The following is a 14,699-nucleotide window of genomic DNA, read 5'->3' on the forward strand; positions in this document are numbered from 1 at the left end:
GCCCCGCCTTCCCATCCGTTCCACAACTTCACTGGCGCTATGACCTTGTATTGCCGCATTGCTGCCAATTTGTTCTGACGGTCGGCGGAATTTATCCACAGGCTGGGGGCCGCATAGTTCTCGCGATGGGCCAAGCAGTGAGTAAGCCACTTCAGGGTGAGTGACCCAGATCACAGAAGGAGGTGTCACACCAATACGGGTTCTCGACACCTGTAGCAGACGAATGCGGGGTTCCCAGGGGCCCGGAGCCAGAGGCCAAGGAGTGGCGTGAATCACAGAAATGGGGGTCACACCGATGCGGATTTCTACACCCCTATAGGTGATCCGCGATGGAGCGAGCGGCGAAACATAGCAGCACATCGCCGGTTAGCCAAACCGGTGATTCTCCGGACTATTGATGCTCCTGGCCGACGACCGGAAGGACGAGTGGCGTGAGCACAGGGAGGCTTGAATTCCCGCCTAGCGGGATGCGCGGGAATCCGAGGGACGGTTTCTGCCCGCCTTGCGGGAGCGCAGCGCTGCACCCCTCGTACGTGTCCGGTCTGGCAGGTAGACCTGTCTCAACAGCCGCGATGACGGCTTGCCGGGCAGTACGGGCAAGCTCCGATCCGGCGATAGATGGCCGCTGGGCAAGCCTTCGGGCAAGCCCTCGGGCAAGCCCTCGACGGTTGGCTGAACGCAGTACGCAACAACGGCACGGCAGCGAACGGGGAGACATGACCGAGCAGATACGCGAGTCACGAGGGGAGATGGTCAGCATTCACAGCCGGGAGGCGGCAGAGGTGGCTGCATTGGTCCGCGAGATGAGGGCCACTGTGGCGAGGCTCGGCCGTGAAGTGAGGGAAATGCGTCAGGAGGTCGTGCAACTCAAGAGCGCGGTTCCTGCTGCTGAGCCTTCTTCAACTTCTCGACCTCGCGGCGCAATTCCTGATGCTCGGCGCTGAGCGCTCGGATCTCGTCACGCAACGCGGTGAGCATTCCGGCAAGGGAGGGTTCGGCATCCTTCGGGCTGCCACCCTTCCCCTCACCGGAGTCACTGAAGGGAATCTTCTCCTCACCGGGCGGCCAACTGCGGGAGGTGGCGTCGGCGGCCTCCTCGGCAGGAACCTCGTTCGAGTTTCTGAGGTACCAGGCGGGAGCGGTGTAGTCGACACCCGTGCCTTCGAAGTCACTGACGAAACTTCCCCGGCCCTGGATGGTGTAGATCAGCCCTTCGTCCCGGAGCACCCCGAGTGCAGAGCGGGCGGTCATGTTGGCCACCCCGAAGCGCTCTTGCAGCTCGCGGTAAGAGGGAAGCTGTTCGCCCGGCTTGTAGCGGCCCGCCTTGATCTCACGCCGAAGCTCGTCGGCTGCGTGCTGATAGGGCGGCCGGCGGTCGGGCTTAGCAGGGCTAGCAGGCGTCATGTCAATCAGGGTAGCGAGATCTAGCTGCCCTAGCACACCCCTCTGACAAAGGCGCACTCATATCCCCACCCACCTAGCACTCTTCGTTCGATTGACATTGCTAGCTGGGCGAGCTTCTATTGATCACGCCCCGCCACCCGGCGGAGCACCTACCGAAAGGACGTAACACCCATGGCCCGTATCCGTGTTGGCCTGCTCCCCACCGCGTCGTTCATGGTCGGCACCCTGCCGGTGCCGAAGTACGCGGACGCCGAGAAGACCCAGTTCGCCGTGGACCGGGAGACCGGCGCGAAGCTGATGACGATCACCCTCTTCTTCATGGAGGAAGACCGCGCCGAGGCGCTGAAGATCACCGTCCCGGAGACCGGTCTCCCCAACGGCCTCAAGCCGGGTCTGCCGGTGATGCCGGTGGAGCTGTTCGCCACCCCCTGGGCGCGGATCTTCAACGGCCAGCTCTCGGACGGCATCGCCTACCGCGCTGACCGCCTTGACCTGGTCGGCGGCTCTGCCCCGGCCACTGAAGCCGCGTGAGCGGCACCGCCTTCCGGTTCGGCGCTGAGCGCAGCTACCCGCTGACTCACGCCGGACCGGACCCCCGGTTCACCGAATCCCTCGTCAACTCGGTGGCGGCCCTGCTCGTCGGCTACGGCTACCCCCGCTTCGCCGCCCTGGAGGACTGGGCGGCCCTCGAATCGGCCCTCGCGGCCTTCCTCTACAACCCCAAGGAGCAGTGAATGTCCGTGCAGGAGGTGTTTGGCCTCGCCCCGCTCGTCGCGCTGATCGGGCTCGCCGTGTTCGTCGTGTGGGGCGTGGTGTGGGTGGTCCGCTACCTGCTGGCCGACTCGATGATGCGGGCCAGCATCCGACAGGCCGTACGGGTGCGCCGAACGTGGAAGCGGTTCGCCGCGATGGTGGGACTGTCCGTGACGGACAAGACGCCGACTACCATGGCGTCGCTGTCGAACACGGATGGCAAGCCGCCCAAGCCTCGGGTCCTGACGCCGACTCTGAAGGTGACGCCGGACCGGTTCGGCGTGGTGGTGCGGGCCAACTGCCTGCCGAAGGTGGGCCTGGAGGAGTTCCAGAAAGCCGCGCCCTATATCGCGGACGCCTGGCGGTGCACACGGGTGTCCGTCTCCCAGGACAAGCCCGGTCAGGTCCTCATCCGTGGCGTGCGCGTAGACCCGCTCATCACCAAGACCGAGCACACGCCTACTGGCAAGGTCCCGGAGAAACTGGCGGTGTGGAACCTGGGGGTGGACGAGTACGCCCAGGCGATGAGTGTGAACCTGGCTGAGGTGCCGGGCGTGACCGTGGCCGGCCTCCCCGGCTTCGGCAAGACCTCGCTCATCAACCGGTTCATCTGCGACACCGCGCCCTCTCCGGCCGTGCAGTTCGCGGTGGCGGACGGCAAGGTGATGGCCGCCCATGAAGGCGACTACGCCGACCTGATGGGACGCCTGTTCGCCTTCGCCGGAAGCGACCTGGAAGAAGCGAACGCTCTGTTCTGGAAGCTGGTCAGGCTGCGGCGTGCCCGGTCCACCGCGATCAAGACCGTCCTTCGCCGTAAGGACATGTGGCACGGCGGGCCGTCCGTCGACTGGCCCTGGGTCGTGCTGATCATCGATGAGGCGCACACCTACTTCCGCGACCACAAGGGCTCCGACAAGGAGACCAAGCGGCTCGCCGCGCTGGCAGCGCAGAACGCTCGCCTGGTGGAGGAGTTGGTGAAGATGGGCCGTAGCGTCGGCATCCTGGTCATCCTCGCCACGCAGAAGAGCACGGGTGACGCCATCCCCACCTTCATTCGCGACGTGTGCCCGGTCGGCCTGTCCTTCGCGCAGAAGACCGCCGATGCGGCCGTGGCCGCCCTGGGCGAAGACATCCGGGACTGGCCCGACGCGAGCCCCACCGTGTTGCAGGAACCGGCGTACGTCGGCGTCGCGGTCATGAAGACCAGCGGACAGAAAGGTTTCACCCGCCTGCGCACCCCGTACGTCAGCGAGACCGACTCGGCCCACGTCGCCGCCCGGACGGCCCACCTCACCGCCGACCCGGCCGACCTGCTGACCGCCCAGCTCCCCGGCCTCGACCTCACCAAGGCCGATCCGGACGACAGCTCTATCCCGCCGCTGGCGGCCTGAGCCCAACTCACCGAATTCCGCGCCTTGTTGAAAGGAGGTGAAACCTCATGTCTGAGGACCGGATCACCCAGCGCACCGTGACCGTAGTTATGGGCGTCATCGCCCTCCTGGCGTTCGTCTTCTCCTTCGGCAACGTCTGGGCCCTGGCCCTGCGACTGGGCGTCCCCGCTCCCATCGCGCCCCTAATCGCCCCGATGGTGGACCTGTCCGTGGTCGGGCTCCTGGTAGCGTTGCGCTACCTCTCCCTGCGCGGCATCCAGCCCGAGCAGATGAAGGCGGCCACACGCCTGATGCACGTCTCCGGCCTGCTGACCCTGGCCCTCAACATCGCCGAACCCATCGTGGCCGGACACTACGGCCGCGCTGCCGTCGACGCCGTGGCCCCCCTGCTCCTCCTCGGCTGGGGAGCGGTCGGCCCACAGCTCCTGCGCTCCTTCGCTGCGGTCACCCTGAGCGCCACCGCCCCGGCCACGACTGCCGAGACGGAACCGGCAGAAGTCCCGGCCCCGGCCTCCGCCGATCCGGAACCGGCGCCTTCCCCGGCCGTCACGCCCGAACCGGTTCCCGCCCCGGCCCCGGCTGCTCCGCTCACCGCCCCGGTCCCCGCCGCGCCTGCGCCTGCGCCTGCGGTCAAGGTGCCTGAGCCCCTGCTCACCGAAGCGCGCTCCATCGCCGCATCGCACCAGGCAGAGCACGGCGAACCCATCACGGCGGCCCAGCTCAAGAGGCGGCTCGGTATCGGCCTGCCCATGGCCACCGCCCTCCACGCCGCCCTGTAGAGCCGCCCCCTCCGCCGGCCTTTCCGGCACTTCCCACCCTCGCCCGCCCCTGGGCCCGACCCGTCATGCCTGCGGGCAGCAGCCCGAGCGCACTGAATCGCTGCTGCCCGCAGGCCCCACCCTCGCGCCAGAAAGGAGCCCCCGCCACCCATGCGCCGCCCCCTCGACCTACAGCACGTGATCAGCCCCGGCCTGCGGGACCTGATCGAACTGGCCAACACCCACGACTTCGACCGCGTCACCAAACAGGTCCGCGACCTGCGCGGCTGCACCAGCCCCATCAACCTCCACGGCTGGACCGTCACCACCGACCAGACCACCAAGCAAGTCGTCCGCTCCTACCGCTCCGAAGACGAACCCTCCGGACGCCTCCTGACCACCTGCGGCAACCGCCGTTCCTCCCGCTGCCCCGCCTGCTCCCGCGTCTACGCCGCCGACACCTACCACCTCATCAAGGCCGGACTCTCCGGCGGCAAGAACGTCGCCGAAACCGTCCGCGACCACCCCCGAGCCTTCGTCACCCTCACAGCCCCCTCCTTCGGCCCCGTCCACAACCGCAAGACCGACAGCACGGGCAAGCCCCGTCCCTGCGCCTGCGGCGAGACCCACACCGAAGACGCCCCGGAACTCGGCACGCCGCTGGACCCAGCCACGTACGACTACACGGGCGCCGTGCTCTGGAACGCGCATGCAGGACAGTTGTGGGCGCGCTTCACCACCTACCTGCGCCGGACCCTGGCCGAACACCTCGGCATGACGCAGAAGGCGCTCAACGCTGCTCTCCGCGTCTCCTTCGCCAAGGTCGCCGAGTACCAAAAGCGCGGCCTGGTCCACTTCCACGCCGTGATCCGCTTCGACGGACCCGACGGCCGCACGACCTCGCCCCCGCCCTGGGCCACCTTCGACGCCCTGAGTGCCGCCGTGGGCCTGGCGGTCGAGCGTGCCCGGCTCACCGTCGAGTCCGACGCCATCGGTGAACGCGTCATCGCCTTGGGCCGCCGGTTCAAGGTGGACCCCATCACTGCCCTGGGCGGCGGCGAACTCACCGACGCCCGCGTTGCCGAGTACACCGAGAACAAGGTCGCCGGGTACGTCGCCAAGTACGCCACGAAGAACGCCGAAGGTGCGGGCACCGTAGACCGCACCCTGATGTGCCGCCCCTGCGCCGGACGCGGCTACGTACGCGGCCCGGACGGCTTCCATGACCGGTGCACCGACTGCGACGGCACTGGACAGGCCGAACCCATCAAGGCCCTGCCCGTCCAGCAGCACGTACGCCAGATGATCCGTACCGCCTGGGCCCTCGGCCACCTGCCGGAGTTCGCCGAACTCAAGCTCTGGAAGTGGGCTCACATGCTCGGCTTCCGCGGCCACTTCTCCAGCAAATCCCGGGCCTACTCCACCACCCTCGGCGCCCTCCGCGACGTACGCCGCGCCTGGCGCCTCGCCCAGGCCGAGGCCGCCCGCGCCGGCCTCCCCACCACCGACGAGACCACCCTCGTCACCGCCTCCTCCTGGACCTACCTCGCCAGCGGCTACCGCCCCGGCGAAGAACTCCTAGCCGCCCAGGTCCGCCACGACATCGCCCACGCCCAACGCATCAAGTCCGAAGGAGATCCCTGGCTGTGACCACTCCGACCAAGGCCAACAGGCAGACGCTGAAGCTGGGGGAGGCCCTCGCCGAGATCGGGGTGTCCCGTGCCGCCTTCTACCGCATGCGCGCGCGGGGCCAGGCCCCCAGGCACCTGAAGCTTCCCAACGGTCAGATCCGCATGCGTCGGGCCGACCTCGACGCCTGGTTCGACTCCTGCGAGGTGCAGGAAGCGTGCTGACCTACGACGTGCAGATCTGGGGTATCCGCAAGCGGCCCAACCGTGTAGCGGCCTATCAGCTCCGGTGGCGCGTTGGTCCGCGTCCCTTCTCCAAGAGCTACAAGATCAAGGCTCAGGCGGACGGACGGCGCTCGGAGCTGCTGGCCGCCCTGCGCAACCGCGAGCAGTTCGACACGGAAACCGGCCTGCCTGCCTCGGAGGTGCAGGCGCTCAACTCCACCACGTGGTACGCCCACACCCGTGCCTACGCGGAGATGAAGTGGCCTGGTGCTTCGGCCAAGCACCGCGCAAGCATCGCTGACACGCTGGCCACCATCTCGCCGAAGCTGGTCAAGGACGACCGTGGGGCTCCGGCTCCGAAGGTCCTCCGCATCGCCCTCTACTCGTGGGTCTACCGCTTCGTCCTCGGTGACGACGGGACACTGAAGCCCCGTACCGACGTCGAGGAGCCGCCCGCCGACATCGCGTCGGCGCTGGACTGGATCAGCCGGAAGTCCGTCGACATCACCGCGCTCGACACGCCCTCGGTGGTGCGTACGGCGCTCGACGCTCTGAAGCTGAAGCAAGACGGCACGGCCGCTGCCGAGAACACGGTGAATCGCAAGCGAACGGTCTTCAGCAACTGCCTTCGGTACGCGGTGGAACGGGAGTTGCTGGCGGCTCTGCCCCTCGACAAGGTCGACTGGACCCCGCCCGAGTCTGACGACGAGATCGACTTTCGGTTCGTCCCCGGCCCCAGGCTGGCGAAGGCGCTGATCGACGCTGTAGGCGAGCAGGGGGCACGCGGACGTCACCTGATGGCGTTCTTCGGCTGCCTCTACTACGCGGCCAACCGCCCTGGGGAGGCGGCCAATCTCCGGGAAGAGGACTTCACCTTGCCTGAAGAGGGCTGGGGAGAAGTGCTGCTGTCCACGAGTACGCCCCGCGTCGGCTCCGGGTGGACTGACACGGGCGAGTCGTTCGATACGCGCGGCCTGAAGAAGCGGGCCCGCAAGGCGACCCGGCCTGTGCCGATTCCCCCGGTCCTCGTGCGCCTGGTCCGTGAGCACATCAAGGAGTTCGGCACCGCTGAAGACGGCCGGCTGTTCCGTGCGGCCCAGGGTGGCCACCTGCTGTCCAAGGAGTACGGGGAGGTTTGGAAAGCGGCTCGACTCGCTGTGCTGACCGAGCCCGAAGCGGCTTCCCCCCTGGCTGACGTGCCGTACTCCTTGCGTCACGCGGGTGTCTCGCTCTGGCTTGAGTCCGGCGTCTCCCCGGCGGAAGTCGCACGCCGAGCAGGCCACAGCATCGCGGTCCTGTTCCGCTTCTACGCCAAGGCAATTCACCGCAATCAGCAGCGCGCGAACGAACAGATCGAGCGGGCCTTGGAGGCTGACGACGGCGAATAGATCGGGTGGCACTTCGCCCACAGGCGCCATCCTCGCCCCTGCCGGGGAGAGGATGGCGCCTTCTCGTTGTCCTGGGTATGGTCCACGCTTCCGACCGCGCTTAGCCCCGATTCTTCGGAGGCGTGGCGTCCTCGCTGAGCGGCTGGCTGCCGGATATGTCCCCCTGCCGCATGGGGGCAAGGGCGCCAGCCGGTACGGCAGGTCGCCGATCACGCGGTGCTGACCCGAAGGCTACTTGCCCCCGACACCTACCGGGACAATTTCGGGCGCTCGGCATCGGGAGGGAACGGAGGGGAACAATGATCGGCCCGTCTGGACAATGTCGGCAGACAGCCGACGCCAAGTGCATCAGAATGAGCCCATGAATCTGTGGCGCTTGTCAGCAGCGCCTGAACGCGCGGACAGCGAAATCCGCCTGCAGTCGCACAGTTCAGTGCGATTAGCAGCTGGAAACAGTGCGTGAACCTGCGTGAAAAAGTCGTGGCCGCAACCGCTGCGGCCACCGCAGGGGCAATACGGCCCCTGGGCACGGCGGGTGGGGGCAGCTTTTGCCAAGCAGCCAGACGCCAGGGGAAGTTCCCTGGAATCCCGTCATAGCCAAAGACTTTTGCAAGCGAGCGGGTTCAACAGAATTGACCCCAGCCAATAACACTTGGATCAGAGCCATGAGCCTGATCCCGGCGCAGTTGGGGACATCCCACTTCACACCTCGACGACATGAACAAGGGGAACATGCGTGAAGCAGACATTCAAGCGGACACTCCAGGTCGCGCTGACGACATTCGTCGCCACCGCCACCATGGGAGTTTTCGCGACGAGCGCTAGCGCCGGCGACAACACCTGGATCCGGCAGAGGGATTTCGGTATTTGCATCACTGGCGGCGCCAACGGCTTCGTGTACGGCGACCGTTCTTGCAGGTATGGTGACATCTCGCAGCTGTGGGACCGGGTAGGGTCCACCATCAAGAAGGCTTACACGAATCAGTGTCTCGACAGCGACGATAACGGCAGTGTTTACTATGATGAATGCAACGGCCTCCCTAACCAGGATTGGGATTACGTTGAGTCAGGCCCCTACAACGACGTTTCCGTACGGGACCGCAAAACCGGAAGGGAGCTGTTCGTCGACCCATATAGCGGACATGTAACCACCGAGTGGGGCGGATATATGTGGAGTTTCTACGGCGGCCAGTAGTCGCCCCGCAGAGCCCGGTGGGTGAGGCAGTCGGCTGGTTGGCCAGGGCGGTTTCAAAGTCCTGGTGATCAGCGAACCACCCTGGTCACAGCAGTGTGATGATGCTCCGACGGGCAGCCAGCCACGCAACGAAGCTCCGGTTGACGCCGGTGACCTACGAAGTCGCCTGCATCGCCCGGAGCTTCGGGGTTTCCCGCCCCCGTCCGCTGGTTCTCGGTCCACGCCTGGTCCACACACACTGATCCACAACGCAACAAAGCTGGATCAAGGTGAGACAGGACCATGCAGAAGGGGTGCTCCTCAGTGAGAGGCACCCCTTCTGACCAGCACGTCTGTGACCTGCGGTGGCGGTGGGATCCGAGCCCACGGGGACGCTTTCACGTCCTCACGTTTTTCAGGACCGTTCCCCTGCGCCGCCCGGGCAACCCACCTGGGCCCCGGTCCGGCCGGGACGGGGCGGGACCGGCCTGCCGGGCCCGGGCGGTGCTCGTCCGGGCCACCTGGCTCATCGTGCGGCTCAGTTGTCGCCGACGCGGGAGCCCAGGGTCACTCCGACCGTGTGGGTCCTTCCGTCGCGCTGGTAGGTGATCATCACCTTGTCGCCGGGCTTGTGGGTCCAGATCTCGCCGATCAGGGTGGGCCCGCTGTCGATCACCCTGTCGTCCAGCTTGGTGATCACGTCGCCCGGCTTGAGGCCCGCCTTGTCCGCGGGGCCGCCCGGCTCGACGGCGGCGGAGCCGTTCGCGCCCTGGTCGGTGATCTTCGCGCCGCCGGAGGAGTCGTCCAGCGACACCGAGGCGCCGATCTTCGCGTAGACCGGCTTGCCCGTGGCGATCAGCTGCTGGGCGACGTACTTCGCCTGGTTGATCGGGATCGCGAAGCCCAGGCCGATCGAACCGGACTGGCCGCTGCTGCCGAACCCGCCGTTGCCCGTGGACTGGATCGCCGAGTTGATGCCGATGACCGCGCCCTGGGCGTCCAGCAGGGGGCCGCCGGAGTTGCCCGGGTTGATCGAGGCGTCGGTCTGCAGGGCGCTCATGTACGACGCCTTGCTGCCGGAGCTGCCGTCGCTGGAGGCCACCGGGCGGTGCATGGCGCTGATGATGCCCGAGGTCACCGTGTTCGACAGGCCGAAGGGCGCGCCGATGGCGATCGCCTGATCGCCGACCTCCACCTTGTCCGAATCGCCGAGGGCGAGCGGCTGGAGGTCCGAGGGGGCGTTCTTGAGCTTGATGACGGCCACGTCATAGCCCTGCGCGTGACCGATGATCTCGGCGTCGAACTTCCTGCCGTTGGGGAACGTCGCCGTGAGCTTGCCGCCGTCGACCGCGTCGGCGACGACGTGGTTGTTGGTGATGATGTGGCCCTGCTTGTCGAACACGAAGCCCGTGCCGGTGCCGCCCTGGCCGTTGGTGGACTCCGCCTCGATGGTGACCGTGCTCGGCAGCGCCCTGGCGGCCACGGCGGCGACCGTGCCGTTGTCGTGCTTCACATCGCCGCCGCTGGTGGCGGCGGAGACCGTCGTGGAGCCGCTGGAGTCGTCGTCCTTGGCCAGCTGGTAGCCGATCCCGCCACCGACGCCGCCCGCGACCAGCGCGGCGACGAGGATCGCGGCGACCAGTCCGCCCCGCCTGTTCCTCGGCTTCGGGGCGGGGTTCTGGTACGGGGCGCCCCAGGGATCGCCCGCACCGCCGCCACCCGCGTAGGAAGGGGTGGCCGGCGGAGGCGGGGGCCAGCCCGCCTGGGGGGCGGAGGAGGCCATGGGGTGGCCCGGCGGCACCGGCGGGAGCTGCGCGGTCGGCGCGCCCTCCGGCTGCGGCGCGCCCTCGGGCCTCGGCGGGTGCGGAGCGCCCGGGCCGAACGACGCGCCCTCCGCGGGAGGAGTGCCCCCCGGTGCAGGGGTGTCTGCGGACGGCGCCTGCCCTTCGGGGCTCTCGCCCGGCGCGGAAGCGGGAGCGTCCACCGGCACGGGGGGTGCAGACGGGGCCGGGGGTACCGCAGTGCCCTCGTTCTCGGTGCTCACAGCTCTTCTCCTCGTTCCACGGCTGTTCTTCTCGATCCCACTCGGTCGCACTCGCCCACGCACGCGCGGCGCCGTGCGCTCTCAGCTGTGCCTGTCCCTTTGTACGCCTTGTACGCCGTCAAGCTTTTCCCACCGGACGTCAGGGCACCATAAGCGGTGGCTGTGGGTCCGTGACCATCCTTTATATAGGACCGGTGCGAACAAAAATCTGCATTCCCGACAGCTCGCCGATTCCTTCATGCCACCCTCCGGTCCCACACGTACCCCGTGACGGTGGGACGATGACGCGGTGACCCACGCACGACAGCACCAGGTTCAGGTGGTCGCCCACCGGGGGGCCTCCGAGGACGCCCCCGAGCACACCCTGGCCGCGTACAAGAAGGCGATCGAGGACGGTGCCGACGCCCTCGAGTGCGATGTCCGGCTGACCGCTGACGGACACCTCGTCTGCGTGCACGACCGGCGCGTCAACCGTACGTCCAACGGGCGCGGCGCGGTCTCCGCCCTGGAGCTCTCCGAGCTCGCCGCACTGGACTTCGGCTCCTGGAGGCGGAGCGACGAGGAACCCGACTGGGAACACCGGCCGCAGGACCCGGAGGACACCTCGGTGCTCACCCTGGAGCGGCTGCTGGAACTCGTCTCCGACGCAGGGCGGCCCATCGACCTGGCCATCGAGACCAAGCACCCGACGCGCTGGGCGGGGCAGGTCGAGGAGCGGCTGCTGCTCCTGCTGAAGCGGTTCGGCCTCGACGCCCCGGAGTCCCCGCAGAAGTCGCCGGTTCGGGTCATGAGTTTCTCGGCGCGGTCGCTGCACCGGGTGCGGGCGGCCTCACCCACGTTGCCGACGGTGTACCTGCTGCAGTTCCTCTCGCCCCGACTGCGGGACGGGCGGCTGCCGGCGGGTGTGCGGATCGCGGGCCCCTCGATGCGGATCGTGCGCACCCACCCGGCGTACATCCAGCGGCTGAAGCGGGCCGGGCACCAGGTGCACGTGTGGACGGTGAACGAGCCGCAGGACGTTGATCTCTGCCTGGAGCTGGGCGTGGACGCCATCATCACCAACCGCCCGCGCACGGTGCTGGACCGGCTCGGTCGCTGAGCGCGGCCGGCCTCCGCCACGGAACGTTTCTCCGCGCGTGACGCCCCGACGGGACAGCCGTATGACCATATGCGGCCAAAACCAGCCACGGTGATGACAGGGAGTGCACCGGCGCGTTCGGTCCGTGTTCGGCCGTGTCGACTGCATCACCCGATGTGTACGGACGGTTTCCGGTCCGGTCACTCCGGGCATCCACACCGTGGCGTGGGGCAAAGGAGGTCTCGGGGGTGGCGTTGGTGGTGGCACAGGAGGTGCCCACGTCGTCGAGCATGGCCGTACCCCATGGTCCTGCGGGCGTGGGGGAGGCAAGACACCGGATGCGCGATCAATTGCGCATCGGTGGCGTGTCGGAATCGGTCATCGACGATGCTGTATTGATCCTTTCGGAACTGCTCAGCAATGCGTGCCGGCACGGCAGACCGCTCCGCGACAGCCTGACGGAAGACGGCGATGTGCGCGCCGCGTGGCGTGTCGACGTCTCCGGGCGGCTCACGGTCGAGGTGACGGACGGAGGCGGCCCGACCCGTCCGGTCCCGGCGACCCCCTCGGTGACCGCGCACGGCGGCCGGGGGCTGAACATCATCAGCGCGCTGGCCAAGGACTGGGGCGTCCGTGACGACGCGCACGGCGAGGTCACGGTCTGGGTCGTCGTCCAGGACGACACCGACTCCGCCCGCCGCAGCGAGGACTTCGCCGCACGGGTCACGGCTCCGGCCGTGTCGCAGATGCCCGGCCTGGACTTCGAGGGCGCGTTCGACGACCTGCACTGAGGTGGTCGGGGTCGCCCACGGGCGCCGCGTTCCCGCCGGGACACGGGCGGGGACGGTCCCCTTCCCCCCGATCCGCCTACCGCGAGGTGGACCCTCCGGTGCGTTGTCCACAGGATCCCGTCGGGCGTCGTACGAACGGCTAGGCTCGCGACCGTACGAAACGAGCCGTAACCGGGAGACACCCACGATGGCCAAGAAGCGACCCCAGACCCAGGCCAAGCGCCCGCAGCCCACGGGCGGTGCCCGTGCCGATGGGGACGTCCCGGTCGTCGGCGGCCGGGAGCCCTGCCCCTGCGGCAGCGGCCGCCGCTACAAGGCCTGTCACGGCCGTGCCGCCGCGCACGCGGTGACCGAGTTGGTGCAGCGCCCGTTCGAAGGACTGCCCGGCGAGTGCGACTGGGTGGCGCTGCGCGAGCTGGTACCGGCGGCGACCGCGGAGCTGAAGCTCAGGGCCCAACTCCCCGAGGGCGTCCCCTCGGTCACGCTCGCCACGGTCCTGCCGATGGCATGGCCGGCGCTGCGTCGCGACGACGGCTCGATCCTGCTCGGCCTGCAGAACGACACGGCTTCGGGCGACATCAGCCGCGACCTCGCCGACACCCTCCAGCGCGCCCTCACCGCCGAGCCGGGCACGCCGGTCCAGGGCCGCCGGCCGCCCGCCGACGGCCCGCGCCTGCAGGACCTGCTGGACCCCGAGGGCCGCTTCGAGCCGGTCGTGCACAGCGGCTTCGAGTTCTGGGTCCCGGACGTGGAGAACACGACGCCGGAGGTGGCCGCCTCCCTGGAGCGGGCCAACGCCGCCGCGATCCCCACCGTCCGGCTGACCGGCGTGGACGCCGCGTACTGGTGCCGGACCCCCGAGAAGAACCACCTGCGGTGGGTCATGCCGCATCCGGAGGAGCGTCTTCTGGACGCTCTCGCACGGCTGCACGCCGTCGGCCTCTCGAGCCTCGGTGAGGGCACGCGCCTGGTCGGCTCCTTCCGCGCGCACGGGCTCACGGTCCCGGTCTGGGACCTGCCGAGCGACATGAGCGCGGAGGACGTGGAGAAGCCGGCGGCCGAGTTCGCCGAGCGTCTCGCGACCGCGCTGACCTCGCACGCGCCGCTCACCGCGGACGAGCGCCGGGCCCGCGGTGGGCTGACCAACCGGCAGGTGACGCTCAGCTGAGGTACGGTCCCGGACCGACCGCCCGGTCGGGCCGGGACGGACGCCGACCGGGAGCGACCTCGGGTGACTCCTGTCACAAGCCCGACGGTGAACGGCCGATCCGTGTCCGAATAGCCGAGATCGAATTTGCGAACCGCCGATCTCTTGTTACCGTTCCAGTAGCCCGGTTGCTGGTGCATCCCCCGTCGCCAGCAACCGGGTCTTTCCATGTACGCCCGCGCGCGGCACACCGGGTGCGACATCAACTGACGTACGGGGCGGGAGAGTTACCGTCCGCCGGCGGTGACCTGATCGCTTCCCGAGCGCAGCAGCAGTGGTCCGCTCCCGTCGCTCCGGGAGAACTCCGTGACCGCCGAGTACGCGCCCATGTCGCCCGCCACGCGCTGCCGCGGCGTGTCACAGACCGCCGGATCGTCCGCGGCGTCCACCGCGCAGTGCATCTCCACGCTGTGCCCGCCCGGCGCCATGAAGCTCAGGACCCCGGTCAGTCGCTCGCCGGTGGCGTTGCGGTAGTAGGTGCGTGCCCAGGTGTCACGCCCCTGCGTCAGCACACAAGTCTGCGCCTCGACACCGTCGCCGGAGGAGAGCTGGGGGCCGCAGCGAGCGGCGGTGGCGAGCCCGAGGCCCAGCAGTCGGGGGCGGGTGGGGGCCGGCCGCTTCGCGTCCTCGTGCGCGGGCGGGCGGGACGCGGCGCCGTCCGCGTCGCCGACCGGCCCGGCGGATGCCACGGCGATCGGCAGCGCGATGACGGCCGCCACCACGGCCAGGAGTGCGAGCAGCCGCCTCCTGCCGGACCGGGGCCGATCGTCGGCCCCCGCGCCCGTCTCCGACCCCCGTTTCCCGTGCCCTCCAGGACGAATCAGCATGAGGCCGAAGATATCGGCCGATCACGGGCGC

14 protein-coding genes are annotated in these 14,699 nt (G+C 68.7%); 11 read left to right on the forward strand and 3 right to left on the reverse strand.

Annotation, left to right across the window (positions count from 1 at the left end; all coding sequences use genetic code 11):
- Positions 1-867 precede the first annotated feature (867 nt).
- Positions 868-1,404 carry a GntR family transcriptional regulator gene (locus AC5WS8_RS36390; protein ID WP_496107764.1) on the reverse strand — a complete coding sequence of 179 codons (537 nt, stop codon included), beginning with the start codon at positions 1,402-1,404 and terminating at the stop codon, positions 868-870.
- A 171-nt stretch (positions 1,405-1,575) separates the two neighbouring features.
- On the opposite strand from AC5WS8_RS36390, the gene AC5WS8_RS36395 reads away from it, so the two are divergent.
- The 8 genes from AC5WS8_RS36395 (at position 1,576) to AC5WS8_RS36430 (ending at position 8,742) form a co-directional block, all read left to right on the forward strand.
- The gene (locus AC5WS8_RS36395) at positions 1,576-1,935 is read left to right on the forward strand and encodes an SCO3933 family regulatory protein (protein ID WP_496107765.1); all 360 of its coding nucleotides are present in this window, start codon (positions 1,576-1,578) and stop codon (positions 1,933-1,935) included.
- Positions 1,932-2,138 (forward strand): hypothetical protein, encoded by a 207-nt coding sequence (locus AC5WS8_RS36400; RefSeq protein WP_496107766.1) that lies wholly within the window; start codon positions 1,932-1,934, stop codon positions 2,136-2,138. Before AC5WS8_RS36395 ends, AC5WS8_RS36400 begins: the two co-directional genes overlap by 4 nt.
- Positions 2,139-3,548, forward strand: a complete 1,410-nt coding sequence (locus AC5WS8_RS36405; protein ID WP_496107767.1) for an FtsK/SpoIIIE domain-containing protein — start codon at positions 2,139-2,141, stop codon at positions 3,546-3,548.
- 47 nt (positions 3,549-3,595) lie between these two features.
- Complete coding sequence (locus tag AC5WS8_RS36410; protein WP_496107768.1) at positions 3,596-4,327, forward strand: DUF2637 domain-containing protein; 732 nt, start codon at positions 3,596-3,598, stop codon at positions 4,325-4,327.
- Positions 4,328-4,477: 150 nt separating this feature from the next.
- On the forward strand, positions 4,478-5,956 hold the full coding sequence (locus tag AC5WS8_RS36415; protein ID WP_496107769.1) for a replication initiator: 1,479 nt from the start codon (positions 4,478-4,480) through the stop codon (positions 5,954-5,956).
- Entirely contained in the window at positions 5,947-6,159 is a 213-nt protein-coding gene (locus AC5WS8_RS36420; protein ID WP_496107792.1) for a helix-turn-helix transcriptional regulator, read from the forward strand. Before AC5WS8_RS36415 ends, AC5WS8_RS36420 begins: the two co-directional genes overlap by 10 nt.
- Positions 6,153-7,547 carry a tyrosine-type recombinase/integrase gene (locus AC5WS8_RS36425; RefSeq protein WP_496107770.1) on the forward strand — a complete coding sequence of 465 codons (1,395 nt, stop codon included), beginning with the start codon at positions 6,153-6,155 and terminating at the stop codon, positions 7,545-7,547. The genes AC5WS8_RS36420 and AC5WS8_RS36425 overlap by 7 nt, the downstream gene beginning before the upstream one ends.
- 736 nt (positions 7,548-8,283) lie before the next feature.
- A complete protein-coding gene (locus AC5WS8_RS36430) occupies positions 8,284-8,742 on the forward strand; it encodes a ricin-type beta-trefoil lectin domain protein (RefSeq protein WP_496107771.1) in 459 nt (152 codons plus the stop codon).
- A 517-nt stretch (positions 8,743-9,259) separates the two neighbouring features.
- On the opposite strand, the gene AC5WS8_RS36435 is transcribed toward AC5WS8_RS36430, so the two are convergent.
- A complete protein-coding gene (locus AC5WS8_RS36435) occupies positions 9,260-10,765 on the reverse strand; it encodes a S1C family serine protease (RefSeq protein WP_496107772.1) in 1,506 nt (501 codons plus the stop codon).
- Between the two features lie 289 nt (positions 10,766-11,054).
- On the opposite strand from AC5WS8_RS36435, the gene AC5WS8_RS36440 reads away from it, so the two are divergent.
- From AC5WS8_RS36440 to AC5WS8_RS36450, 3 genes are all read left to right on the forward strand, one after another.
- Positions 11,055-11,864 (forward strand): glycerophosphodiester phosphodiesterase, encoded by an 810-nt coding sequence (locus tag AC5WS8_RS36440; protein ID WP_496107773.1) that lies wholly within the window; start codon positions 11,055-11,057, stop codon positions 11,862-11,864.
- A 227-nt stretch (positions 11,865-12,091) separates the two neighbouring features.
- A complete protein-coding gene (locus tag AC5WS8_RS36445; protein WP_496107774.1) occupies positions 12,092-12,634 on the forward strand; it encodes an ATP-binding protein in 543 nt (180 codons plus the stop codon).
- Between the two features lie 187 nt (positions 12,635-12,821).
- Entirely contained in the window at positions 12,822-13,802 is a 981-nt protein-coding gene (locus tag AC5WS8_RS36450; protein WP_496107775.1) for a DUF5926 family protein, read from the forward strand.
- A 266-nt stretch (positions 13,803-14,068) separates the two neighbouring features.
- Here the strand turns inward: AC5WS8_RS36450 and AC5WS8_RS36455 are convergent, their stop codons facing one another.
- Complete coding sequence (locus AC5WS8_RS36455) at positions 14,069-14,668, reverse strand: hypothetical protein (RefSeq protein ID WP_496107776.1); 600 nt, start codon at positions 14,666-14,668, stop codon at positions 14,069-14,071.
- Positions 14,669-14,699 lie beyond the last annotated feature (31 nt).

This window comes from Streptomyces sp. PTL18, assembly GCF_059510295.1.